This window comes from Methylobacter sp., assembly GCF_023227905.1.
GTDB lineage: Bacteria > Pseudomonadota > Gammaproteobacteria > Methylococcales > Methylomonadaceae > Methylobacter_A.
Map to the genome: position 1 here is coordinate 21,729 of NZ_JALOCF010000039.1, position 22,900 is coordinate 44,628.

Consider the following 22,900-nt stretch of genomic DNA (forward strand, 5'->3'; position numbering starts at 1 on the left):
CTTTCCGGCGGCATTTTTTGGAGTCCAAACAAAACATGAATACTCACGCTATTGAACTGACTACCCGAGACGGAGAACAGCTCCGTTTTGAATGCGCCGCCGACCAGAATCTGCTGGCTGCCGCCGCCAGCGTCCACATCGTTTTGCCTGCCCAGTGCGGGCAGGGTAATTGCGGCACGTGTTATGCCAATGTCACTGATGGCGAGTTTACCTTGGGTAAACACAACCCAGCCGCACTGCCCGTAGACGATGAAGCACAGGGAGGCACCTTGCTTTGCTGCACCTTTCCGCGTAGCGATTTGCGTATTGACTTGCCTTTTGCCCATGACCGTATCCTGATCGGTGAAATCAAGGTCAGAAACGCTGAAATTACCGCTATCGATTCCGTCGGCGAAAACACCTTGCGCCTGGAATTGCTTCTGGCGCCGGATGAGGACGGCGGCAGCGTTGCCGAATTTGAACCTGGCCAGTTCATGGAACTGGAAGTGCCGGGGCAGGGCATCAAGCGCGCTTATTCGCTTGCTAATACGGGCAATTGGGAAGGCCGGCTGGAATTTTTGATCCGTCTGCAACCCGGCGGACTTTTTTCCACTTGGCTTCAAAAACAGGCCGCTGTCGGGCAGACCTTGATCGTTCACGGTCCCAAAGGCGCTTTCGGCTTGTCTGAAAACGGCCTTAAGCCACGTTGGTTTGTGGCTGGTGGCACCGGTTTGGCGCCGATGCTGTCTATGTTAAGGCGTATGGCCGAGTTTCAGGAACCGCATCCGGCACGGCTTTATTTCGGTGCAAACCGCAGCGAAGAATTGTTTTTCCAGGCCGAGTTGAAGGCATTGCAGGCGGAACTGCCCCAGCTTCAGGTGGTTTTTTGCGTATGGAAACCTGATGACAATTGGCAGGGCTTTTGCGGTACGCCGGTTGATGCCTTGGCCCAAGACTTGGCGGATGCGACGGTGTTTCCCGATATTTATCTATGCGGCCCGCCGGCTCTGCTCGATGCTGCCGAAGCGGCCGCTAAAGCCACAGGCGTACCTGCCGACCAAATATTGAGCGAGAGATTTTTGCCGGCTTAAAGACCGGGGGATCTGAAACGAGCGGTCAAGAAAGAATTGAAATAATTCGGAAGGGAGAGAGCACCGGCTTGTGGCCGAAAAACAGAAAGCGGTAAAAACCCTATCAGGAAAACAAATGCTCTCCTGATAGGGTCAGGTCATTCTTAGATTAAGCTTTTCAAAGCTTCAAATTTCTTTGCTGCTTCTTTTAATGCTTCTTCTGCTTCTTGTGTCTTGCCTTCTTGGGCAAGTTTTTTAGCTGATTTCAGAACGTTGTTAGCTGATGCGCGAGCTCTATCAACTTTATCGTTAGCATTGATTTCTTTGCTTAAATCAGACGCATCTTTGATCAGATCGGCAAGTGCATCGCCCTGTGTACCTGAAGCCGCAGCGTCAATCGCAACTTTGATTTTAGCGCTTACATTGTTAATCGCATCTGCGGGAGCATAGGTAACTCTTCCTTTATCAGTTTCTGCCATAGCTGAAGTTGAAACAGCACCCATAGAAGCTGCAATTAATGAAGCCAGTAAGATTTTTTTTAACATTTTCATATTCCACTCGACAAGTGATTGTTATATTTTAATTAAATTGGATGTGTAACTATTTATACCAATAGCCATATACCGGCATAAATTCTAACACATATTGAAACTGTACAACTAGCAGTCGAAGAATGAAAAAAACGATTTTTAGTAAGGTTTATTTTTGAATTAAAGATCAGATTCAAACACTCTACAAATGATTGAATCTGACTTAACAGCGGATAACTTGCGACTTAGTGTCCTGCGTCGTAAGTTACTTTCATTTCTTTAAATTGGGCTAAACTGGCTCTTAATGTTTCTTCGGCTGATTTATTGTCGCCGTTTTCAACAGCTTCACGAGCTACTCTCAATTTATCATTGGCTCTTTGGCGAAGACGTTCAGTTAACTCATAACGAAACTCTTTTTGGTATTGGCGAGCTTCAGCAATGGTGTTTGAAGTCTCATCTTTGCTGGCCCCTTTTTCGATTAAGCTAATCGCTTCTTCGATTTTAGAAATTGTATTTTCAGCGGCTTCTCTAACAACAGCATTGCCGTCTTTTTTTTCAGCAGCAAAAGTTGTTGATGAAACTGCCGCCATTGATATTGCGATAGCAACAGAAACTGCGATTTTTTTTAATACTTTCATTCGTTAAACCTATGATGTTATATATTTTTGTGTTTAGCATAACTATTAAAAATGAGAGTTAATGCTAAAAAGCAAAAATCCAACATAATGAATGGCTAATACTGCACGGCATTCTAGCACAGAAAAAATTAATCGCTTGATTTTAAAGAAATAATTACCATTAAAATTAAATGGTTATAAGGCCTCGCATAGCAGCCGTCTTATCACTCAGATGAAAATAGCATTTATAAAAACAGCGTTATTCATCATCTCTTTTAACGTCAAGAACCATTTCCCCAGCCTGATCTTCGGACACAATAAATAAAATAGGCCGGCAGCAAACCGAACAGTCTTCGTAATACTGTTGAGGGCCTGAGCTGGTATCTACCAATACATCCAGGGATTCGCCGCAATAGGGACAAACAATAATGATTTCATTGAGATCGTGCATGACTAAACCTTTCTAAGCAGGGCATCCAACCAGGGCAGGGGCAGAATGCGTTTAAGAAAGCCAAACAAATAGGTTGGGAAAGTAACGTAATAACGCACTTTAGGTCGTCTGGCTTCCAGTGCGTGGATAACTTTTTTGGTAACGGCAGAAGCCGGAAGCGTAAACGGAACGGCGGCCCCTTCTTTTTGCAAACGGGCTTCCATGGTTTGATAAATTTCTTTATGGTAGCTGTGCGTAGCATCTATATTTTTCTTATAGAGAGCCAAAGAGTTTTTTCTGAACTCGGTCAGAATCGGCCCAGGCTCAATCAGCGAAATGTGAATATCAGTGCCGTAAAGCTCAAGGCGTAAGGTATCGGCCAAACCTTCCAATGCAAATTTGCTGGCATTATAAGCTCCCCGATAACGCATCGCGACCAAGCCCAATACTGAACTGTTATAGATAATGCGGCCATGCCCCTGTTTTCGCATCAAGGGTATGATCAGGTTGGTCAACTCATGCGTGCCAAACAAATTAGTCTCAAACTGAAACCTGAGTACATCGCGGGATAAATCCTCAACAGCGCCGGGTTGACCGAAAGCGCCATTGTTAAACAGCGCGTCGATTTTACCGTCGCTTAATTTAATTGCCGAGTTGACCGCTTGTTGAATGCTATCGCTATCGGCCAGATCCAGCTGGATTGCGGTAAAGCCTTCCTGTTGCAGCCGGAATACATCTTCCTGTTTTCTTGCCGAAGCAATAACCGTATGGCCGCGCTTTTTTAATTCAACCGCAGTAGTGTAGCCAATGCCGGTGGAGCAGCCGGTAATTAAAATGGTTTTTGACGAGTTCATTAGTAACTATTTGATTAATTCAGGTTCGGTAAATTGGAAATTTTTTCCACTGCTACAGCTAACTGAAAAGACTAATGTTTTCTTGGTGCTTTGATTATGCAGTTCGGATGATTCAACGCGTGTGCATTGCCCTGAGGCCAACGCTTTTTCAGCGGCTTTCCCTCTTAAACGCTCAATATCAGGAAGTCTGGATTGAAAGCTTTGAACTAAAACCGGCAACTGATCCGGAGCATAAGGCGGGATAGAAAAGGCGGAAAATTTCTCGGGATTATTTTTAATAAGGAACTGGTTTTTTGCACTTTCGCTCATCGCGTCTTGCTTAAGCTGAATTTGCTTTTTGGATATCTGTTCCTGCTCAAGCTTTTCTTCCTGTTGCTTTTGCTCTAAAGCCTGTTTTTCTTTCTCCTTCTGCTGCAAGTCGGTCAAGCCGCCTGTTTTAACATTAATTTCTATCGCCTTATGTGCCGAATCGCAAGGCTTGGACTGATAGTCCGTTTTGCCATTAATGTCAGTGCATTTGTAAATGCCTGCAAAAGTACAGGTCGAAAAAAGGCTTCCTAAAATAAGCAGAGTAATACGCATTTTTTTCCTCGGTTTTACCATCGTAAACAACATTTCCCAGAGTATAGGTGATAACGACTATTGAGCAGATTTTTTGTTCAAGCTAACAGTAACAAATTAAAGAAATTAAAAAACTACTATTACTACTAGCCAAGCACTGTCTTGTTGATAAGCCTGTTTTCATATTTAATATCATGCACTTGAGTCTTGTGGTAAAGTGCGTTTAAAGTTATCCGGATCTTGTGGATGGGGTGTGGATAACTCAAGTATCAATGTTATCCACATCTTCATCCACAACTTGTTCAGTATTTCTTAACAGACTTACTCTATGTTGCCTCAGGTAATAACTGTATAAAATAGGCCCCTTTCGTTGAAAAACGCTTTACGGACAATATATTTGCCAGTTGAAAACCAGCTTGTGCTGAATGTGCAAGGCTTTCGTACTGTGATTTAGGAATAAACAACATCATGTCAGAACAACTATGCTAGAAAAAAATCTGCTAGAAAAAAATCGCAATAATGACACTGTTCAACCTGCGTTAATGCGGTTGAAAAACTATATCAATCAAGAGATTATCGGTCAGGATGTGTTGGTTGAACGGATGCTGATCGGCTTGTTGGCTGACGGCCATATTCTGGTTGAAGGCGCTCCGGGCCTTGCCAAGACCCGGGCGATCAATGTCTTGAGTAAAGGCATACAAGGCGATTTTCATCGGGTGCAGTTCACCCCCGATTTATTGCCCGCCGATTTAACCGGCACTGAAATTTACCGTCCGCAGCAAGGCACGTTTGAATTCCAGAAAGGGCCTTTATTCCATAACCTGATACTGGCTGACGAAATCAACCGGTCACCGGCAAAAGTGCAGGCCGCGTTACTGGAAGCCATGGCCGAGCGGCAAATAACCGTAGGCCAAGCGACATACCCTTTACCAAGATTGTTTATGGTCATGGCAACGCAAAACCCTATCGAGCAGGAAGGCACTTATCCGTTGCCGGAAGCGCAGCTGGACCGTTTTTTACTGCATGTGAAAATTGATTATCCGGATGCCCAGCATGAAAAAAGCATTCTGCATTTAGCAAGGGAAGAAGCACGTTCCGGTTCGATAAAAGCGGACAGCCAATATGAACCGATCGAGCAACTTACCTTGTTTGCCGCTCGTAATGAAGTATTGGATCTGCATATGGCGGAAAGTCTTGAAAACTACTTATTGCAAATTGTGCTGGCAACCCGCAACCCTGCTGCCTACGGAAAGGATCTGGCAACCTGGCTGCAATATGGCGCAAGCCCCAGAGCCAGCATAGCGCTGGACCGCTGTTCCAGAGCCAAAGCCTGGCTGGCGCAGCGCGATTTCGTCAGCCCGGAAGATATTCAGGACATGGCCTTTGACGTGTTGCGGCACCGCCTGATATTGTCTTACGAGGCCGAGGCCGAAGGCATCACGACCGATCATGTTATTAAAGAACTTATTGCCAGAGTTGCCGTACCTTGATGTTTTTTGCTAAACAAACGCCAACAACCAGTGAACTGGTTTCAGTATCGTTAAAGACGCTGCTCGACTTGGCCAGACCGGCCGCCGGATTAAGCCTGAAGCATTCGGCGATACGTGCAGGACAAAGCGGCGGCTATGTGTCCCGGTTTAAAGGACGCGGCATGGAATTTGAAGAAGCCAGGGGCTATCAACCGGGCGATGACATACGCAGTATCGATTGGCGGGTAACCGCGCGTACCGGCGAAACGCATACCAAGGTGTTTCGCGAGGAGCGTGAAAGACCGGTATTCATTTCTCTGGACAGCCGCCCTGCGATGCATTTTGCCACGCGCGGCGTTTTTAAATCGGTGCTGGCCGCCAAGCTTGCCGGTTTAGTTGCGTGGGCCGCCCAACATCATGGCGACAGAATTGGCGGACAGATATTCACAGGTGATGTGTGCCGCGAGCTGAAACCGCAAAACGGTAAGCATGCCGTTTTGCGGTTTTTAAACACTATCTGTGATCAGGATGATAGCGGTGCAGAGCAAACGACAATTACGCTGGAGCATGTGTTGGCGAGGCTGATGCACCACGCTCGTCCCGGCAGCCTGGTTTATATTATCAGCGATTTTCGCGGCATTAACGATCAGGTTGAAGCCCATCTGGCAAAGTTGTCGCGGCATTGTGATGTGGTGTTGATTTTTGTTTATGATCCGCTGGAAAGCCATTTGCCGGAAAAAGGCCGCTATCGTTTTACCGCCAGGGAAGGTGCGTATGGCGCCAGCCGGTCTGGAACAGGCGCGGCGACCGGCAATAAGCGGGATGTGGTTATCGATACCAGCGACCGGCAACGGCTATTACAATACCAGCAACACTTCACCCAGCGGCTGCAACAGCTGGAGCAGATAGCCAAAAAAATGGGTCTGGCGCTTATCCAATGCAGCACCACAGACGATCCGATACAACGTTTACGATAAATGAATCCAATCCTCGATTTAAAAGACATTCACGAACCTGAAGCCATAGGCTGGTGGCCGCCGGCTATCGGCTGGTGGATATTGGCTGTCGCTATTCCGCTGCTGATTTTTTTGCTGGTCTGGCTTTATAAAAGGCTGACCCGCAAGACCGCGATTAAAACCGCCAACAAAATACTGGCCCAAATCAAACAGGATACAAGCCGGGATAACCACCAGAAATTATCCGAGCTTTCGGTGCTGATCAGGCGTGTAGCCATCAGCATGTCGCCGAGGGAAAAAGCCGCCGGTTTGACCGGGCGGCAATGGCTGGCATTTCTTGATACTTCGGTAAAAGGCTTGCCTTTCAGCGAGGGCATTGGCCAACTTCTGGCTGATGCGCCTTACCGAAAAACGCAGCCCACGGAGCTGGAAATTTCCCAATTAGTCACCTTATGCGAAGACTGGCTTAAAACCCAGACAAAATCATGATTCACTTTGAATGGCCCTGGCTGTTGGCCGCGCTACCGTTGCCGTTACTGATCCGCTGGCTGGCTCCGGCCAAGATGCCGATTGAGCAGGCGGCGTTAAAAGTTCCGTTTCTGGATGATTTCTCCGATGGCGAAACCCGAGCGATTTCGCAAACCCAGCAATGGCCGCTATGGTTGGCGGCCATTGCCTGGCTGTTATTGGTCGTCGCTTGCGCCAGGCCGCAATGGCTGGGAGAGCCGATTGAGCAGGCGGTCAGCGGCCGGGACTTGATGCTGGCGGTGGATTTGTCCGGCAGTATGGAAGAGCAGGATTTTGTGATTAACAAGCGGTCGGTCGACCGGCTGACCGCAGCCAAAGGCGTTGCCAGCGATTTTATCAACCGCCGTGTCGGCGACCGGGTGGGCTTGATCCTGTTCGGCACCCAGGCCTATCTGCAAACGCCGTTAACCTTTGACCGGAAAACGGTAATGACCTTATTGAATGAGTCGGTCATCGGCCTTGCCGGCGACAATACTGCGATAGGCGATGCGATCGGTTTGGCGGTCAAGCGCCTTAAAAACGAGCAGACCAATAGCCGGGTTTTGGTGTTGATGACGGACGGCGCCAATACCGCCGGTGAAATCTCGCCGCTTAAGGCCGCCGAATTGGCCGCCGCCAATCATCTGAAAATTTATACCATCGGCATCGGCGCGGATGAAATGATCGTGCGCAGCTTTTTTGGCAATCGCAAGGTTAACCCGTCCGTAGATCTGGATGAAAAATCCTTGATAAAAATTGCCGAAAGCACCGGCGGCCAATATTACCGGGCCAGAAATACCGATGAGCTGAATAATATTTATATGCGGCTGGACGAGCTGGAACCGGTCGAAAAAGACAAACAATATTTCAGGCCGCGTAGCGAATTGTATTACTGGCCGTTATCGCTGGCATTAGGTCTGGCGGCAGTCATTGCGTTGTCCAAGGTGAAATTGTCATGAACCTAGCCGAATTTCATTTTATCAGGCCGTACTGGCTGCTGGCGCTTATACCGTATCTGGCGATACTGGCTGTGATGCTCAGAAACAAGCTAAGCCAGGGCAACTGGTCGGCGGTATGCGATGCCGCATTATTGCCGTATCTGTTGCAGGAAAAAGCGGTCAACCAAAGCCGTTGGCCGCTAACGGCAGGAGCTCTTGCCGCATTGCTGGCGATTGTCGCGCTGGCCGGGCCAACCTGGGAACGATTGCCTTCGCCGGTGTTTAGAAACGATTCCGCCCTGATTATTGCGCTGGATTTGTCCCGGTCGATGGATGCGACCGACATTAAGCCCAGCCGCTTGGTGATGGCGCGTTACAAAATTGCCGATATCCTGAAACAGCGCAAAGACGGCCAGACCGCGCTGCTGGTTTATGCCGGTGACGCCTTTACGGTAACGCCGCTGACCGATGACACCGAAACTATCGACAGCCAGCTGTCGGCATTGAATACCGACATCATGCCCAGTCAGGGCAGCAATACCGTGTCGGCGCTGGAAAAGGCCGTTGAACTGTTTAAACAGGCCGGCCTGCAAAAAGGCAGTATCTTGCTGGTCACCGATGGCGTCGATGCGGATAAAACCTTAGCCGCAGTCAAATCATTGGATAAATATCAACTGTCGATATTGGGTGTCGGAACGGATGACGGCGCGCCGGTCGCGTTGCCTGAGGGCGGGTTTCTTAAAGATGAGCAAGGCAATATTGTGGTGCCTAAACTAAATTCCAGTGAGCTGAAAAAACTGGCGCAGGCCGGGAATGGCGTTTATCAAACCATAACGGCCAATAACGAAGATATTCAAGCCGTGCTCACCAACGTGGACAGATCGGTGCAGCAGCAGGGCAAGCAAAACGATAACCTGGTATTGGACCAATGGGCGGAAAAAGGCCCGTGGCTGTTATTGCTGGTGTTACCGCTGGCTGCGCTGACGTTCAGGAAAGGCCTGTTATGTTTTGCCTTGCTGCTGATGCTGCCGCTGCCGAAAAACAGTTATGCGCTGGGTTGGCAGGATCTGTGGCAAACCAAGGATCAACAGGCGCAACAGGCTTACAATAATAAAGATTATGAGAAAGCGGCAGAGCGATTTGAAAACCCGGATTGGAAAGCGGCGGCGCATTACAAGGCGGGAGAATACGACAAGGCGCTGGAAAGCCTGAAAAGCAGCAAGTCCGAAAGCAGCGCTTACAACCAAGGCAACGCGCTGGCGAAAGCCGGTCAGTTGGAAGAGGCTATCAAAGCTTATGAAAAAGCCTTGGCTGTTAATCCTAATGATAGCGACGCCAAACACAACAAAGAGGTCGTAGAAAAAGAGCTGGAAAAGCAAAAACAGGATCAGCAACAGGACGACAAACAACAGTCCAAAGACGATTCCCAGCAAAACAAGGACAAGGACCAACCGGAAAAATCAGGCGAACAGAAGTCCGATCAAAATAAAGACGAGGAAAAGCCCGAACAAAAACCTGAGCAGAAGCAATCGGACAAGCAGCCGTCGGACGAAAACCAGCAGCAAGACAAAGCCGAAGAAAAAAAGCCGGAAGACGAAAAATCCCAGCAAGCCGAGCAGGGCAAAGACGAACAGAACAAGGAGCAAGCTAAAGAGCAAGCGCCAGTGGAAGCCGAGCCAACGGATGAACAACAGCAAGCCAACGAACAATGGCTCAAGAGAATCCCGGACGATCCGGCCGGGTTGTTAAAACGTAAATTTAAATATCAATACGGACAGCGCGGCCGTCAAGAAAAAGGCAATGCCGATGGTTGGTAAATATGGCTAGTAACCCAATCGCTATTTTCGGTGAAGCGCTGTTCGATCAATTCCCGGACGGTCAGCAGATATTAGGCGGTGCGCCTTTTAATGTGGCTTGGCATCTTCAGGCTTTTAATCAGCGCCCGTGTTTTATCAGCCGGGTCGGCGATGATGAAAAAGGCGATGTCATCAGGCAAGCCATGCTGGCTTGGGGCATGGCTGTTGATAACCTCGGCTGCGATCCCGACCATCCTACCGGAACGGTGCAGGTGACGTTCGACAATGGCGAACCCAGCTATGAGATTTTAGCCGACCAGGCCTACGATTTTATTGCCGCGCAGCAGTTGGATAGCGGCCGCCAGTATGATGTTATTTATCACGGCACTTTGGCCTTGCGTAACCGTGTTTCGGCGCAGGCGTTGCAGGATTTAACGGCGCAGCATCGGGGCAAGGTTTTTATCGATGTCAATTTGCGAGCGCCCTGGTGGCAAAAAGAAGCAGTCAAGCGCTGGATCGGCAAGGCGCACTGGGCCAAGCTTAATCATGATGAGTTAATGTGCTTGGCGCTACCGCAAGACACACTGCAAGATACGATGCGCTTGTTTCTGGAGCAGCATGAGTTGGAGGCTCTGGTGGTTACTTGCGGCAGTCGGGGCGCGCTGGCAGTCAGCCAGGCTGGGGAAAAGGTTGAAGTTGCGCCGACTGCTGATTTAGATGTGGTTGATACCGTCGGAGCCGGCGATGCGTTTGCAGCGGTTTTGCTGCTGGGCATGCAGCTGAATTGGTCATTGCAACTGACTATGGAGCGGGCGCAATCGTTCGCGTCCGCTGTAGTAACCCAAAGAGGGGCTACAGTTCAGGATTTGAGTTTTTATCGGCCGTTTATAGACGCCTGGAACCTTGATTAATCTAAATGATGAACATGAATACGATAAAAAAATTAGTTTTTCTTTTGCTACTGTCGAGCTTTATGCCCGGCAACGTCTTTGCCGCACAAATCGGCGTGTCGTTCGACCGCAATCCGGTCAGCCTGGGTGAGTCTTTCCAGATTATCTTTACCGCCAATGACACGCCAGACAGTGACCCGGATTTTAGCCCACTGGAACAGGATTTCGATATACTCGGCCAAAGCCAGAGCAGCAACTCGTCCTGGATTAATGGACGGTCCAGCAAGACTGTACAGTGGACGCTGAACGTGATGGCTAAACATCCGGGCAACCTGGTTGTTCCTGCGGTGAAATTTGGCGATGATGAAAGCCAGCCTTCAAGCATTCTGGTGACTCAGGCGGCCGCCAATAAAGCCGTCAATACCGATGATGACTTGTTTCTGGAGGTTGAGGCGAACCCGCAAAGCCCTTATGTGCAATCCCAGGTTCTGTACACCGTGCGCTTATACCGGCGGATCGACATCGCTCAGGCGGCTTTGAATGAGCCGGAATTGAGTGACGCGGTGATCGAAAAGCTGGGCGATGACAGTAATTACAATACCCAGATCAATGGCGTTAATTACCTGGTCACTGAGCGCAAGTATGCGATTTTTCCGCAAAAAAGCGGCGCCTTAACCATCAAGCCCTTGATGCTGACGGCAGAGGTTATGGCTAGCAACCGGCCGAACTTTAACGGCTTTTTTAATTCGCAGATGACCAAAACCAGGAAGATTTCATCCAAATCGGTGACGCTGGAGGTGAAACCCGCTCCGGCGACTTTTACCGGCCAGCATTGGCTCTCGTCGGAACAACTGGTTTTAAAGGAAGAATGGTCCGGCGATAACCAGCAAATGAAAGTCGGCGAACCTTTGACACGGACTTTGACGCTACTGGCAAAAGGCACGACCGTCGGCCAATTGCCCGAGTTAAATATTGGCAAAATCGATGCTCAGCTGAAAACCTATCCTGATCAGCCGGTATTGCGCGAACAGAAAAAACCGGAAGGCTTGATCGCTTTCAGGGAAGAAAAAATCGCCATAATCCCGTCCAAAGCAGGTTTTTATAAATTGCCGGCGATTGAAATTACCTGGTTTAACAGCCAAAGCCAAAAAATGGAAATAGCCAAAATCCCGGAAACCACCATCACCGCGCTTGAGGCGGCAGGAACGCTGCCGGATATGGCGGCTCCCGTGGCTCCGATGCCGGTGGAACAACCGCAAAAAGCTGAGCAATCGACGCCGATTATCACCCAGCCGCAACAACAAAATACCTGGTTTTGGGTGGCTTTATTCTTGGGGGCAGGTTGGTTGGCGACGCTGACTTATTTGCTGATTAAGCGCCCGGTTAAAAAACCGGTTGAGGAAAAAAGCGCTACGGAAATACGTCTGGAAGACAGCATCAAAAGTTTGAAAAAAGCCTGTGCCGATAATAACGCCATAGTTGCCAAGGATGCTTTGCTGGCTTGGGGCCGGCAAAAGTATGGCGCCGCGAGCCTGGGCGCTGTCGCCGAGCTAAGCGATGCAAGGCTGAGGGATGAAATTTTGCATTTGAACCAGATTTTGTACGGCAAGGCAGCCGGGCAGTGGCAGGGCAAAAAGCTGTTTCAGGCGTTTGTTGAAAATAAAGCCAGAGAAAAGATTGCGGTTACGGACGATGGTAAATTGGAGCCGCTGTATCGGCTGTGATTAGAAACATAGCACCACGAAGGCACGAAGGACACAGAGAAAAGCAAAAGATAAATTAAAAACTTCGTGTTCTCGGCAATTGTTCCTGCGTCGCCTAAAGCGCCTACTGTTGGTGCTCTACCTCCTGCATGACCCACAAGGATGTGGGAAATGCAGATATTGCAGGAGCAAATATCTGTCCTTGCAGTCCTTCGTGCCTTCGTGGTGAAATAATTCTATTCAGCTCGAAACGCTTTCAAATATTCCAGCGCCATAAACAGCGCGGCAATTGAGCGAGCTTCGGTGCATTCGCCGGTGGCCAACAATTCATTGATTCGGCTTAATTTCCACGGCACAACTTCCAATTCTTCAGGCTCATCGCCTTCCAGTTTTTCGGCATACAAATCCTGGGCGATGATAACCTCGGTCATGTGTTCCAGATAGGAAGGTGCGATCGAAAAAGAGCTTAAGTGGTGCAGGCGTCTGGCGCCAAAGCCGACTTCTTCTTTAAGCTCGCGGTTTGCGGCCTCCAGGAAAGATTCACCGGCGTCGGTTTTGCCCTTGGGCAAACCTAGCTCATAACGATGCACTCCGGCGGAATATTCTCTGATTAATAATACCGTTTCGGCATCCAGCATCGGCACAATCAGCACGGCACCGCCGGAGCCACTTCGAGCCAAGCGTTCGTAGTTGCGCTGTTCGCCATTGCTAAACTCGATATCCAGCGATTCAATGCGAAACAGCCGGCTGGTCGCAATAATGGTTTTGTTACGGATGGTTGGTTTTTCAGCCATTGTGCTATTTTAATAATAATTTTTACAAATATAACGCACTCTAATGATTGATTGGAAAAAAATTGATACCGTTTTGCTGGATATGGACGGAACACTGCTGGATTTGAATTTTGATAATCACTTCTGGAAGGAGTTTGTGCCGCTAAAATTTGCCGAAAAGCAGAGCTTGTCGATAGAAGCCGCAAAGCGGCAGTTGGAGCCGCGATTCAAGAGCATGGAAGGCAAGCTGGAATGGTATTGCCTGGATTATTGGAGCGATGTTTTAGCGCTGGATATTGTCGGATTGAAAGCGGAAATTTCAGGGTTAATCTCGGTATTGCCGCACGTCACGGAGTTCCTGGAAAAAGCGCATCAATCGCCGAAAAAAGTTTATTTAGTCACCAATGCGCATCGGGGTAGCTTGGGCCTTAAGATGGAGAAAACCTGCCTGCATGGATTTTTCGACGAGATTATCAGTTCTCATGATTTGGGATTTCCGAAAGAACATGCCGAGTTTTGGCGGTTGTTGCAACAGCGCGTGCCGTTTGAAAAGCAAACCGCACTGTTAATCGATGATAGCCTGGCGGTATTGAATTCAGCCAGGCAATTCGGCATAGCCCATTTAATTGCAGTGAGCCGGCCTGACTCCCGGTTACCTAAAAAAGAGATAGCCGGTTATCCTGCTATTGAGGATTTTCGGGAGCTGATGGTTGGGCTTTAGGCTTCCAGCTTTTATCTTGATTCGGACGTTTTCCCTTGTATTCGGTTTTGATTTTGTCATGCTTTTTTTCCGGCTTAACAATTTCAGCCAGAAGATCATCAGTAATCGGAAGAACCGGGATTTTCTGCTCAATGTATGCTTCGATATCCGGCATTGAATAAGCATATTCTTCACAGATAAAACTGATCGCGACACCGCTGGCGCCAAAGCGCGCGGTACGGCCGATCCTGTGCACATAATCCTCCACATCCTGCGGCAGATCGTAATTGAATACATGAGAGACATCGGCAATATGCAGGCCACGGGCCGCAACATCGGTCGCAATCAACAAGGTGATTTTGTTTTCCTGAAAATCGCTCAACAAGCGCTGGCGTTTATCCTGCGGCACATCACCGCTCAGTGCGGCCGTTTTGTAGCCGTTAGCGTTCAGGAAGTCATCGAGTCGTTCGGCACAGCGCTTGGTGTTAACAAAGATGATGCTGCGTTGAGGTTTGTGCTGGTTCAAGATGCCGACCAGCAACGGAATTTTTTGCTCATTCGAAGGACAAAATGCGCTTTGCTGGATGGCTTTGGAGGTGACTTCCTCGGCCTCGATGCGAATCAAAACCGGATTGTTCATGTGCTCATAAGCCAGCTCGGTCACTTTGTAGGATAAAGTGGCCGAGAACAGCATGTTCAAGCGCTGTTCCGGTGGCGGCATGCGACGCAACAAGTAACGGATGTCTTTAATAAAGCCCAAATCGAACATGCGATCGGCTTCATCCATCACCGTGACTTTCACGTTATCCAGCGTGAACGCATTTTGCCTGTAAAAATCGATGATGCGGCCGGGCGTGCCGATGATGATATCAACGTTGGACTTTAGGCTGTCCAATTGCTTTTGGTAGTCGGTGCCGCCGTATATCAGCGCCATTTTAAGGTTAAGGTGCTTGCCCAGTTGCAGTGCATCCTTATGGATCTGAATCGCTAACTCGCGGGTTGGCGCGAGAATGATGGCCCTGGGATTTTTTATTTTTTTGATTTTGGCGACGGCTTTGGGTGCCGGATTTTCTATATCAAGTGCATCATCGGTTTGATCTTCTTCATCGTCGTCTTCAGCATCATTAATTAAATACTGAAAAGTTGCCAGCAAAAAAGTGGCGGTTTTGCCGGTTCCGGTTTGAGCCTGTCCCGCAATATCCTTGCCCCGCAACAGTAAGGGTAGGGCTTTTCTTTGGATCGGGGTGCAGTGGTTAAAACCTGCGTCTTTTAAGCTGCGTAAGATAGAATCAGACAATTCAAGATTGCTGAAGCGGATTTCTGTTAAATGTGTATTGTTCATAGGCTATAGGATAACGTAAAAATCAAATCAGCTGAAATTGATTGACTACCGGCTTTATCCCTCCTATAGTTTTGATTTTAACAATTGGAGAAATAAAGTGAGCGATTCAGTCCTTCATGTAAGCGATAGTGAGTTTAACGAAACTGTTCTTAAAGCTGCGGGTCCTGTCCTGGTTGATTATTGGGCTGAATGGTGCGGACCTTGCAAAATGATTGCACCGATTCTGGATGATATTGCAAACGAATATGCAGGCAAGCTGACCGTTGCAAAACTAAATATAGACGAAAATCCGGATACGCCTCAACACTATGGTGTGCGCGGCATTCCAACATTAATGCTGTTCAAGGACGGCGAAGTGGAAGCGACTAAAGTGGGCGCCTTGTCAAAGTCGGAACTTGCCAAGTTTATTGATAGCAACATCTAAACTCATTACCCAATTACTTAGATCAAGCTCAGATTCAGCTCAGGCCTGTCACAAAAGGTTGGACGGGGCTGAGTACTTGAGTTAAACTTATGCGGTGCGATAATCATGCGCACCCAATCATATCGTCCGATAAACTACATCCCTGAATTATTCCTGTCCTAGTAGTTGCGGTTTAACACCGTAGTTACTTTTCCTTGAGTTTCTTTTATATGAATCTAACTGAGTTAAAACTAAAACAAATAAGTGAAGTTATTGAAATCGCCGAGTCCCTCGGGCTTGAAAACGTTGCCAGATCGCGAAAGCAAGACTTGATTTTTGCCATCTTGAAAAAACAGGCCAAGGCTGGCGACGATATATCAGGCGACGGCGTTTTGGAAATTTTACAGGATGGTTTTGGTTTTTTACGGACACCCGGTTGTTCATATTTAGCGGGTCCTGACGATATTTATGTTTCACCCAGTCAAATCAGGCGATTTTCTTTAAAGACCGGCGATACGATCAGCGGAAAGATAAGACCCCCGAAAGATAACGAACGTTACTTCGCAATGCTCAAGGTTGACCAGATCAATTTTGAACCTCCCGAAAATACCAAAAACAAAATCACCTTCTCAAACCTGACTCCACTATTTGCCAAACAACGATTTGTTCTTGAGCGAGGCAATGGCACCAGCGAAGATTTAACCGGACGCATCATGGATTTAATCGCTCCGATAGGCAAAGGCCAGCGCGGCTTGATCGTATCGCCGCCCAAAGCCGGTAAAACCATGATCCTGCAAAGTCTGGCGCAGGCGATTGCGGAACAGAATCCTGAGTGTTACCTGATTGTTTTGCTGATCGATGAACGTCCGGAAGAAGTAACGGAAATGGAGCGATGCGTTCGCGGCGAAGTCATTTCCAGTACCTTCGATGAACCGGCAACCCGGCACGTACAGGTTGCGGAAATGGTCATCGAAAAAGCCCGCCGCTTGGTCGAGCACAAACACGACGTGGTCATTTTGTTAGACTCGATCACCCGTTTGGCCCGAGCCTATAACACCGTCGTGCCTTCATCAGGCAAGATCTTAACCGGCGGTGTCGATGCCAATGCTCTCGAAAAACCGAAACGCTTTTTTGGCGCGGCACGGAATATCGAAGAAGGCGGCAGCTTGACCATTATCGCCACTGCGCTGGTTGATACCGGCTCAAGAATGGACGAGGTCATCTACGAGGAATTCAAAGGTACCGGCAACATGGAGTTGCATCTGGATCGCAAAATTGCCGAGAAAAGAATTTACCCTGCGATTAACATCAACCGTTCCGGCACTCGTCGTGAAGAATATCTGGTTGATCCCGATACCTTGCAAAAAACATGGATCTTGCGCAAGATTCTTCAGCCGATGGATGAAACTGCAGCGTCAGAATTTTTGATCGGCAAGCTCAAAGACTTTAAAACAAATGCCGAGTTTTTTGAGTCGATGAAGCGGTAGTTTTTGTAAATCAGATAAATTGCGCAACATGATTGAGTGTTGCGCATTGCTTTAAAGGCTAAGGATTAGCCTTTTGGCGGCACATAGCCTTCCGGCATTTCGTTGTTGCCTTCAAACAGGAACTTGTTTCTTTCTTCCGCCAAGAATGCCCGGGTTTTTGGGTCAAAGCTGGCTAATCTTCCTTCATTAATCAGCATGGTTTGCTTGGCTAACCATTCATTCCAGGCTTGTTTGGATACTTTTTCAAATATTTCCTGACCTTTAGGGCCCGGAAAGGGCGGCGCATCCAGGCCTTCGGCTTCTATTCCCAATTTTACGCATTTAACCATTCTAGTCATTTTATCCCCGTGTGTGATTGTTGGAGCAACAGCTTAATCGGCGCGGCCAAGCCAAGCTTATTAAGTTGCCCGGTTTTATACCAGACAGTTCGATCGGCTTCCATCACAAAATTTATAGGGTTATCGGATCGAACCAGTAGCGGCGTATAGTCCAGATGATAATGGGAAAAGGTGTGGCGCCGGGTTGACAGTATTTGTTGGTCAGCAATATGAATGTTCCGGGTCAGGCACCAGTCGTGTGCCTCAGTAATACTATCGAATTCCGGCAGGCTCCATAAGCCGCCCCAGATACCGGTTGGAGGCCTTTTTTCCAGTAATATACAGTTATCGGCATTGCTCAGTAACAATAAGGTCAGCTGTTTGACCGGCAAGGTTTTTGCCGGTTTCGGCGTTGGGTATGCCGAGACATTATTTTCACGTCTGGCTAAACATTCGGCATTCAGCGGACAGGCCTCGCAAGCCGGTTTACCGCGGGTACAGACGGTCGCGCCCAAGTCCATCATGGCCTGGGTATAATTCGCGACGCGGGCTATCGGGGTCAGCTTGGCGCTGAGTGCCCACAGCTCTTTATTGACAGCGCTATTGCCCGGCCAGCCGGAAACGGCTCTAAACCGGGCCAATACTCTTTTAACATTGCCATCGAGAATCGGGTGGCTTTTGTTAAAGGCGATGCTCAATATTGCTCCTGCCGTTGACAGGCCGATGCCGGGCAATTCGAGCAGCTCATCCAGCGTATCGGGAAAGCGGCCTTGTTCGGCAATAAGTTGCGCTGTTTTGTGGAGGTTGCGGGCGCGTGCATAGTAGCCCAGTCCCGACCAAAGATGCAGGACTTCATCAACAGGCGCACTCGCCAAGTCCGCGATGTCCGGGAATTTTGCAATAAATGCATTGAAATAAGGTATGACAGTTGCGACCTGAGTTTGCTGCAACATGGTCTCGGATAGCCACACACGATAAGGCGTCAGGTCTTTTTGCCAGGGCAGGTCTTTGCGGCCGTGTTGATCGAACCAAGCCAGGATATTGCGTTGAAAAGCGGATGGACTCATAAGAGGCAAAAGACGAAAGATGAAGGACGAAGGGGCGCATAGTTTAAGGGCTGCTTTTTTCGCCCTGTGTCTTTCGCCTTTTGCATGCTCCTCCTCACTTCAAAATGCCTTTTAACAGATTGCCCAGGCCAGGACCGAGTTTCTTGTCGAGTTTATTGATGAGTTTGTCGATTTTGGCTTTGTTTTTATCGCTCAATAATGACTCCAGGTCTATCGTATAGAGCGGTTTGTCGAGCGTTCCGGCAACATTAATCGCTACAGCGCCTTTAACTTGCTCGGGCTCAGTGGCAGTTGCATCAAGCAGCTTGGCGTCGATTTTGTAGTCCACAGCTTCAGAATTCAGGTTTACGTTGCCCTTGCCGTCGACTCGCAATTTGGAGGACTTGGCAACAAGGTCGTTATTCTGGATCAGGCCGTTAGTGATCGTGGCGGTGCCGGTCATTTCCGAAAACAGCGTTTGGTCATTTTTATTATCTGAAGGCAAGGCGGAGCCTTTAATGAGCGCCTTACCTTCATCGATGATTTTTTGCAGATTAAAACCCTTAAGTACGCTGTCTTTGAACATGAAGCTTAGCTGGCCGTTAAGTGATGTTTTCAATTCCTTTGTTTTTCGGCCCTGTCCCTGTAGCTGCGCGGATGCGTTAACCATGCCGCTTATTGGGGCTTCTCCCCGGTAGTCTTTCAGTAAGGGCTCAATTTGCACATGGTCTATTTTTTCGTTCACTGCCAGCGCTGGCTTATCGCCATGCGTATCCATATGAAGATCACCGGAATAGCTGCCTTGGTAAAACTGCTGAACCGCTTGCTGCGTGGTGAACACGCCGTTCTTGCTGCTCAAGTTTATACGGACATCCTGCATTGCCAGATCGTTGACCTTCAGTTTTTCGACCGACACTGTGCCGTCGGCACTGAGTTTCCTCAGTGTTTCAACAGGCAGAGCGGAGAGGCCGACAGCCAATAAAACGGCAGGGCTGGCGATGGGTTTGGAGGACTTATTGCGAGGGGATAAATAACGATCGACATCAAGCGCATCAATGCCCAAGTTGAAGCTAATAACCGATTCGGCAAAGCTTTTGATGCTGATAGCGCCTTTAATCTGGGTATCATCCAGGGTTAGTGCCAGATTTTGCAGGTCGGCCGAATCGCCTGTCGCGGTCAAATCAAAGTTGGCGGCTAGCTTGCTTAGGGCACTGGCATCCTGCATTGCGGGCAAGGCGATCGCCAGTTGTTGCATAACTTTGGCGGGGCTGAACGGCGCAATGGTAACCAGCCCCTGAAAGGAAGGCTTATCCTTAATAGAAGTGCCGGTCATTTCGGCGGCGGCAAGCGACACGTCGCCCGATTTAAGCTGCAACCCTTGAATTTTGGCTGTTTGTTGGTTCCAATTCAGCGCTGCATCGGCGATGGCTAATACCGTTGTTAATGGTTGGCCGGAAACGGCTTCGCCTGACGATACAACGTGCAAATCACTACGGCGTAGCGCAAAAGTATCAAGCTTTTCATTAACGGTTAACTCGGTGTTGAGTTTGATGGCGTGGATTAACGTGGACCCGCTCTTCAAAACGGTCATGGAAGCAGTGATATTAGCCGGCTCATCAAAGATAAGCTTATCGGCATTCAGGTTAAGGTCTTTTATTTCGATGTGTTTTTCGGTTTTCAGGTCGTCCCAGTTAATTCGTGCATTTTCAATAGTTATGTCGCCGATGGAAAAAGTCGTCTGCTCAGGTACTGGTTGGGCATCCGTTTTGTCGGCGACAACGGCGGGGGCGGTCTTGAGGTCAGAAGCTGTCAAATCATCCCAGTTGGTGAGTCCTTGTTTATTCCGGGCAAGATTTAAAACCAGGCCTTTTAAGACGATGCGGCTGATTTCTGCTTTTTTCGATAACAGCGGCAATAATCGTATGCCTATATTGCCTTCTTCAATTGTTGCAAAAGGGCGGTCTTGAAACTCCGGCGCATTGCTCAGCGCAATTTTTTCTGTTGAAATACCGGCCCAAGGGAACAACGAGAGTTTTAATTCACCGTCCAGCGTCAGTTCCCGGCCGGTTTTGTCCTTAACTGCGGCGATAATCTCAGGCTTAAAATCATTGGGATTGATGACGAATGGCAGGATGGAGACGACGGCTATCAGCAGCAAAGCCATTGCGGCAATTGTCGATAGGATGATTTTAAACGGTTTGCCCATAATGTTCCCCTTGCTTAAAAAATGTAATGACGATCAATTATGGAAATGATTATCTACTTATAACAGCTGTTGCCGGTTAAACGCTAATTGGATAAAGTCCAAGTTAGTAACTATTTATTATAATGAAAATGAGGTGTCAAAATGTTGCATTTAGCTAAATTTGCTGGAATTGCAGTGCTTGTATGGTTTTATTTATCTGCAAAGGAAAAGGGTGCGTCGCCTATTAATTGGGCTATCACCGGATTGGTTGGCTATTGGATTACGTGGTGGGCGGTTAAGCTGACCGTGGTTTCCGCTTTATTAGGTGTGGTCGCTAAAAATCCTACCGGAACTTTTCTGCTTCTGCAAATACCGGCTCTATGCGCGATCGGCGCGGCTTTTTTGATCAGAAAGAAATTATTGGCGGATGTTCCCGGAAATGATTAAACAGGGTTGCTGCTAGAAGGCCAAAAGACGCATGAGGCTTAGATGATGAAACATAAATATATGGTGTCGCTATTCTAATCTCGATTACTATGAGAAATTTGCTCATGCTCAGCTGGTTAGGTTAAAGTTAGATTAAAGTAATAAGATATAGTCAAGCTGTGTGCTAATGTTCTTATTCGCCAATGAGACTGTACAATGGAATGGCCATCCTCAAAAAATCGATCGTGTAAGGCATCCAGCACAGCGTCAAACCCGCCTGTTAGGTAATAGTACTCATTGAGTGAAGTAGTTACTTTCTTTATATTGCGAACTGTTGAGCAACAGATTGACCCTTAGACTGATTGGCAACAAGATTTCGGATTTTCATAAAAAACGCAAATACACCCTCGGCAAATATTTTTGCCGGGGAAAACAAATATTATTTCAGGCATAGTGAATGATTCTAGTAACGGGCGGAGCCGGATTTATCGGTGCAAATTTTGTCTTGGAGTGGCTGGCTCAATCTGATGAAACAGTCATTAACCTTGATCAACTGACGTATGCCGGCAATCGCGAGAACCTGGCCTCCTTGGCAGAGGATTCGCGGCATGTTTTCGTGCACGGCGACATCGGCGATTCCGTTCTGGTGGCCCGCTTGCTGGCCCAGCATCAGCCCCGCGCCATCATCAATTTCGCCGCCGAGAGCCATGTCGACCGCTCCATCCACGGCCCGGAAGATTTCATCCAGACCAACATCGTCGGCACCTTCCGGCTGCTGGAAGCGGTGCGCGCCTACTGGCACAATCTGCCAGTTGAAGCCCGGCAAAACTTCCGTTTGCTGCATGTGTCCACCGATGAAGTCTACGGCTCGCTCGTTAAAGACGCGCCGGCTTTTACCGAAACCCACCGCTACGAGCCCAACAGCCCCTACTCGGCCAGCAAAGCCGCCAGCGACCATTTGGTGCGAGCCTATCATCACACTTATGGCCTGCCCGTGCTCACCACCAATTGCTCCAACAATTACGGACCGTACCATTTTCCGGAAAAGCTGATCCCGCTGATGATTGTCAATGCGCTCGCAGGCAAGCCCTTGCCGGTGTATGGCGATGGCCAGCAAATCCGGGACTGGCTCTACGTCAAAGACCATTGCAGCGCCATCCGCCGCGTGCTGGAGGCGGGCAAAGTCGGTGAGGTCTACAACGTGGGCGGCGGCAACGAAAAACCCAACATCGACATCGTCCACACGGTTTGCGCACTGCTCGACGAGCTCCGCGCCCGAGCCGACGGCAAGAGTTATCGCGAACAAATTACCTATGTCACGGATCGCCCCGGCCACGATCGCCGCTATGCCATTGACGCCAGCAAGATAGGGCGTGAACTCGGTTGGACGCCGGCCGAAACTTTCGAGACCGGCATCCGCAAAACCGTCCAGTGGTACCTGGAAAACCAGGACTGGGTCGCCAACGTCCAATCCGGTGCCTACCGCGAATGGGTAGAAAAGAATTACACCGGTCGTGCCGCATGACGAATGCGCTAAGAGCGGATTTGCACGGCGCAGCCGCCCGCAGGGTGTCGGGCAGGGATAGCTCGACATGAAAATCCTGCTGTTCGGCAAAAATGGCCAAGTCGGCTGGGAGTTGCAGCGCAGCCTTGCGCCGTTGGGCGAGCTGGTGGCGCTGGGCACGGACAGCCAGGATCTGTGCGGCGACTTCACCGATCCGGACGGCATCGTTAAAACCGTTCGCGCCGTCGCCCCGGATATCATCGTCAATGCCGCCGCCTATACCGCCGTCGACAAAGCCGAGAGCGAACCCGATCTGTCCCGTACTATCAATGCCCTGGCGCCCGGACGGTTAGCCGAAGAAGCCCAGCGGCGCGGCGCCTGGCTCGTTCATTATTCCACCGACTACGTGTTCGACGG

Annotated in this window: 24 protein-coding genes; 14 read left to right on the plus strand and 10 right to left on the minus strand. The window is 48.9% G+C overall.

Annotation, left to right across the window (positions count from 1 at the left end; translation table 11 throughout):
* Window positions 1-35: 35 nt before the first annotated feature.
* On the plus strand, window positions 36-1,070 hold the full coding sequence (mmoC, locus tag M0R47_RS14875) for an aromatic/alkene monooxygenase hydroxylase FAD-binding subunit MmoC (RefSeq protein WP_292556214.1): 1,035 nt from the start codon (window positions 36-38) through the stop codon (window positions 1,068-1,070).
* 143 nt (window positions 1,071-1,213) lie between these two features.
* Here the strand turns inward: mmoC and M0R47_RS14880 are convergent, their stop codons facing one another.
* The 5 genes from M0R47_RS14880 to M0R47_RS14900 form a co-directional block, all read right to left on the minus strand.
* Window positions 1,214-1,594 carry a hypothetical protein gene (locus M0R47_RS14880; RefSeq protein WP_366513230.1) on the minus strand — a complete coding sequence of 127 codons (381 nt, stop codon included), beginning with the start codon at window positions 1,592-1,594 and terminating at the stop codon, window positions 1,214-1,216.
* 230 nt (window positions 1,595-1,824) lie between these two features.
* A complete protein-coding gene (locus M0R47_RS14885; protein WP_292556217.1) occupies window positions 1,825-2,217 on the minus strand; it encodes a hypothetical protein in 393 nt (130 codons plus the stop codon).
* A gap of 238 nt (window positions 2,218-2,455) precedes the next feature.
* Entirely contained in the window at window positions 2,456-2,647 is a 192-nt protein-coding gene (locus M0R47_RS14890; RefSeq protein WP_292556219.1) for a CPXCG motif-containing cysteine-rich protein, read from the minus strand.
* 2 nt (window positions 2,648-2,649) lie between these two features.
* Window positions 2,650-3,480, minus strand: coding sequence for an SDR family oxidoreductase (locus tag M0R47_RS14895; protein ID WP_292556221.1), 831 nt, complete (start codon window positions 3,478-3,480; stop codon window positions 2,650-2,652).
* A gap of 6 nt (window positions 3,481-3,486) precedes the next feature.
* Complete coding sequence (locus tag M0R47_RS14900) at window positions 3,487-4,062, minus strand: DUF4124 domain-containing protein (protein ID WP_292556223.1); 576 nt, start codon at window positions 4,060-4,062, stop codon at window positions 3,487-3,489.
* 461 nt (window positions 4,063-4,523) lie between these two features.
* On the opposite strand from M0R47_RS14900, the gene M0R47_RS14905 reads away from it, so the two are divergent.
* The 7 genes from M0R47_RS14905 to M0R47_RS14935 are packed head-to-tail and all read left to right on the plus strand — an operon-like array spanning window position 4,524 to window position 12,321.
* Window positions 4,524-5,531 carry a MoxR family ATPase gene (locus tag M0R47_RS14905; protein ID WP_292556225.1) on the plus strand — a complete coding sequence of 336 codons (1,008 nt, stop codon included), beginning with the start codon at window positions 4,524-4,526 and terminating at the stop codon, window positions 5,529-5,531.
* On the plus strand, window positions 5,531-6,487 hold the full coding sequence (locus tag M0R47_RS14910; RefSeq protein WP_292556227.1) for a DUF58 domain-containing protein: 957 nt from the start codon (window positions 5,531-5,533) through the stop codon (window positions 6,485-6,487). The genes M0R47_RS14905 and M0R47_RS14910 overlap by 1 nt, the downstream gene beginning before the upstream one ends.
* Complete coding sequence (locus tag M0R47_RS14915) at window positions 6,488-6,955, plus strand: DUF4381 domain-containing protein (RefSeq protein ID WP_292556229.1); 468 nt, start codon at window positions 6,488-6,490, stop codon at window positions 6,953-6,955.
* Window positions 6,952-7,932 (plus strand): VWA domain-containing protein, encoded by a 981-nt coding sequence (locus M0R47_RS14920; protein ID WP_292556231.1) that lies wholly within the window; start codon window positions 6,952-6,954, stop codon window positions 7,930-7,932. The genes M0R47_RS14915 and M0R47_RS14920 overlap by 4 nt, the downstream gene beginning before the upstream one ends.
* Window positions 7,929-9,728 (plus strand): VWA domain-containing protein, encoded by a 1,800-nt coding sequence (locus M0R47_RS14925; protein ID WP_292556233.1) that lies wholly within the window; start codon window positions 7,929-7,931, stop codon window positions 9,726-9,728. The genes M0R47_RS14920 and M0R47_RS14925 overlap by 4 nt, the downstream gene beginning before the upstream one ends.
* 2 nt (window positions 9,729-9,730) lie before the next feature.
* Window positions 9,731-10,618, plus strand: coding sequence for a carbohydrate kinase (locus M0R47_RS14930; protein ID WP_292556235.1), 888 nt, complete (start codon window positions 9,731-9,733; stop codon window positions 10,616-10,618).
* A gap of 14 nt (window positions 10,619-10,632) precedes the next feature.
* Window positions 10,633-12,321: a BatD family protein gene (locus M0R47_RS14935; protein WP_292556237.1), complete on the plus strand. Its 1,689-nt coding sequence runs from the start codon at window positions 10,633-10,635 to the stop codon at window positions 12,319-12,321.
* A gap of 215 nt (window positions 12,322-12,536) precedes the next feature.
* Here the strand turns inward: M0R47_RS14935 and nudE are convergent, their stop codons facing one another.
* Window positions 12,537-13,094, minus strand: coding sequence for an ADP compounds hydrolase NudE (gene nudE / locus M0R47_RS14940; protein WP_292556239.1), 558 nt, complete (start codon window positions 13,092-13,094; stop codon window positions 12,537-12,539).
* 43 nt (window positions 13,095-13,137) lie between these two features.
* Between nudE and yrfG the strand changes: the two genes are divergently transcribed.
* Window positions 13,138-13,794 (plus strand): GMP/IMP nucleotidase, encoded by a 657-nt coding sequence (yrfG, locus tag M0R47_RS14945; protein WP_292556241.1) that lies wholly within the window; start codon window positions 13,138-13,140, stop codon window positions 13,792-13,794.
* On the opposite strand, the gene M0R47_RS14950 is transcribed toward yrfG, so the two are convergent.
* Window positions 13,757-15,115, minus strand: a complete 1,359-nt coding sequence (locus M0R47_RS14950) for a DEAD/DEAH box helicase (protein WP_292556243.1) — start codon at window positions 15,113-15,115, stop codon at window positions 13,757-13,759. The genes yrfG and M0R47_RS14950 overlap by 38 nt on opposite strands.
* Before the next feature lie 97 nt (window positions 15,116-15,212).
* Here M0R47_RS14950 and trxA point away from each other — a divergent pair, with 97 nt between their 5' ends.
* Both trxA and rho read left to right on the plus strand, forming a co-directional pair.
* Window positions 15,213-15,539, plus strand: a complete 327-nt coding sequence (gene trxA, locus M0R47_RS14955) for a thioredoxin TrxA (RefSeq protein WP_292556245.1) — start codon at window positions 15,213-15,215, stop codon at window positions 15,537-15,539.
* Window positions 15,540-15,748: 209 nt separating this feature from the next.
* Window positions 15,749-17,005, plus strand: a complete 1,257-nt coding sequence (rho, locus tag M0R47_RS14960) for a transcription termination factor Rho (RefSeq protein WP_292556247.1) — start codon at window positions 15,749-15,751, stop codon at window positions 17,003-17,005.
* A 65-nt stretch (window positions 17,006-17,070) separates the two neighbouring features.
* On the opposite strand, the gene M0R47_RS14965 is transcribed toward rho, so the two are convergent.
* From M0R47_RS14965 to M0R47_RS14975, 3 genes are all read right to left on the minus strand, one after another.
* Window positions 17,071-17,343: an oxidative damage protection protein gene (locus M0R47_RS14965; RefSeq protein WP_292556249.1), complete on the minus strand. Its 273-nt coding sequence runs from the start codon at window positions 17,341-17,343 to the stop codon at window positions 17,071-17,073.
* Window positions 17,340-18,389 (minus strand): A/G-specific adenine glycosylase, encoded by a 1,050-nt coding sequence (gene mutY, locus M0R47_RS14970; RefSeq protein WP_292556250.1) that lies wholly within the window; start codon window positions 18,387-18,389, stop codon window positions 17,340-17,342. The genes M0R47_RS14965 and mutY overlap by 4 nt, the downstream gene beginning before the upstream one ends.
* Window positions 18,390-18,483: 94 nt before the next feature.
* Entirely contained in the window at window positions 18,484-20,574 is a 2,091-nt protein-coding gene (locus M0R47_RS14975; protein ID WP_292556252.1) for an AsmA family protein, read from the minus strand.
* Between the two features lie 141 nt (window positions 20,575-20,715).
* On the opposite strand from M0R47_RS14975, the gene M0R47_RS14980 reads away from it, so the two are divergent.
* The 3 genes from M0R47_RS14980 to M0R47_RS14990 form a co-directional block, all read left to right on the plus strand.
* Complete coding sequence (locus M0R47_RS14980; RefSeq protein ID WP_292556254.1) at window positions 20,716-21,000, plus strand: hypothetical protein; 285 nt, start codon at window positions 20,716-20,718, stop codon at window positions 20,998-21,000.
* Between the two features lie 436 nt (window positions 21,001-21,436).
* The gene (rfbB, locus tag M0R47_RS14985) at window positions 21,437-22,504 is read left to right on the plus strand and encodes a dTDP-glucose 4,6-dehydratase (RefSeq protein ID WP_292556256.1); all 1,068 of its coding nucleotides are present in this window, start codon (window positions 21,437-21,439) and stop codon (window positions 22,502-22,504) included.
* A 67-nt stretch (window positions 22,505-22,571) separates the two neighbouring features.
* The coding region (locus M0R47_RS14990; RefSeq protein WP_292556258.1) for a sugar nucleotide-binding protein at window positions 22,572-22,900 on the plus strand (329 nt) is incomplete at its 3' end.

What these genes read in the sequence shown, in the direction of transcription:
- mmoC (WP_292556214.1), top strand. Translation starts at nt 36, where the DNA reads ATGAATACTCACGCTATTGAACTGACTACCCGAGACGGAGAACAGCTC.
- M0R47_RS14890 (WP_292556219.1), bottom strand. Translation starts at nt 2,647, where the DNA reads ATGCACGATCTCAATGAAATCATTATTGTTTGTCCCTATTGCGGCGAA.
- yrfG (WP_292556241.1), top strand. Translation starts at nt 13,138, where the DNA reads ATGATTGATTGGAAAAAAATTGATACCGTTTTGCTGGATATGGACGGA.
- M0R47_RS14885 (WP_292556217.1), bottom strand. Translation starts at nt 2,217, where the DNA reads ATGAAAGTATTAAAAAAAATCGCAGTTTCTGTTGCTATCGCAATATCA.
- M0R47_RS14880 (WP_366513230.1), bottom strand. Translation starts at nt 1,594, where the DNA reads ATGTTAAAAAAAATCTTACTGGCTTCATTAATTGCAGCTTCTATGGGT.
- M0R47_RS14910 (WP_292556227.1), top strand. Translation starts at nt 5,531, where the DNA reads ATGTTTTTTGCTAAACAAACGCCAACAACCAGTGAACTGGTTTCAGTA.
- M0R47_RS14980 (WP_292556254.1), top strand. Translation starts at nt 20,716, where the DNA reads ATGTTGCATTTAGCTAAATTTGCTGGAATTGCAGTGCTTGTATGGTTT.
- M0R47_RS14900 (WP_292556223.1), bottom strand. Translation starts at nt 4,062, where the DNA reads ATGCGTATTACTCTGCTTATTTTAGGAAGCCTTTTTTCGACCTGTACT.
- M0R47_RS14950 (WP_292556243.1), bottom strand. Translation starts at nt 15,115, where the DNA reads ATGAACAATACACATTTAACAGAAATCCGCTTCAGCAATCTTGAATTG.
- mutY (WP_292556250.1), bottom strand. Translation starts at nt 18,389, where the DNA reads ATGAGTCCATCCGCTTTTCAACGCAATATCCTGGCTTGGTTCGATCAA.
- M0R47_RS14965 (WP_292556249.1), bottom strand. Translation starts at nt 17,343, where the DNA reads ATGACTAGAATGGTTAAATGCGTAAAATTGGGAATAGAAGCCGAAGGC.
- M0R47_RS14930 (WP_292556235.1), top strand. Translation starts at nt 9,731, where the DNA reads ATGGCTAGTAACCCAATCGCTATTTTCGGTGAAGCGCTGTTCGATCAA.
- M0R47_RS14935 (WP_292556237.1), top strand. Translation starts at nt 10,633, where the DNA reads ATGAATACGATAAAAAAATTAGTTTTTCTTTTGCTACTGTCGAGCTTT.
- M0R47_RS14920 (WP_292556231.1), top strand. Translation starts at nt 6,952, where the DNA reads ATGATTCACTTTGAATGGCCCTGGCTGTTGGCCGCGCTACCGTTGCCG.
- M0R47_RS14975 (WP_292556252.1), bottom strand. Translation starts at nt 20,574, where the DNA reads ATGGGCAAACCGTTTAAAATCATCCTATCGACAATTGCCGCAATGGCT.
- rfbB (WP_292556256.1), top strand. Translation starts at nt 21,437, where the DNA reads ATGATTCTAGTAACGGGCGGAGCCGGATTTATCGGTGCAAATTTTGTC.
- M0R47_RS14915 (WP_292556229.1), top strand. Translation starts at nt 6,488, where the DNA reads ATGAATCCAATCCTCGATTTAAAAGACATTCACGAACCTGAAGCCATA.
- M0R47_RS14925 (WP_292556233.1), top strand. Translation starts at nt 7,929, where the DNA reads ATGAACCTAGCCGAATTTCATTTTATCAGGCCGTACTGGCTGCTGGCG.
- rho (WP_292556247.1), top strand. Translation starts at nt 15,749, where the DNA reads ATGAATCTAACTGAGTTAAAACTAAAACAAATAAGTGAAGTTATTGAA.
- M0R47_RS14895 (WP_292556221.1), bottom strand. Translation starts at nt 3,480, where the DNA reads ATGAACTCGTCAAAAACCATTTTAATTACCGGCTGCTCCACCGGCATT.
- M0R47_RS14905 (WP_292556225.1), top strand. Translation starts at nt 4,524, where the DNA reads ATGCTAGAAAAAAATCTGCTAGAAAAAAATCGCAATAATGACACTGTT.
- nudE (WP_292556239.1), bottom strand. Translation starts at nt 13,094, where the DNA reads ATGGCTGAAAAACCAACCATCCGTAACAAAACCATTATTGCGACCAGC.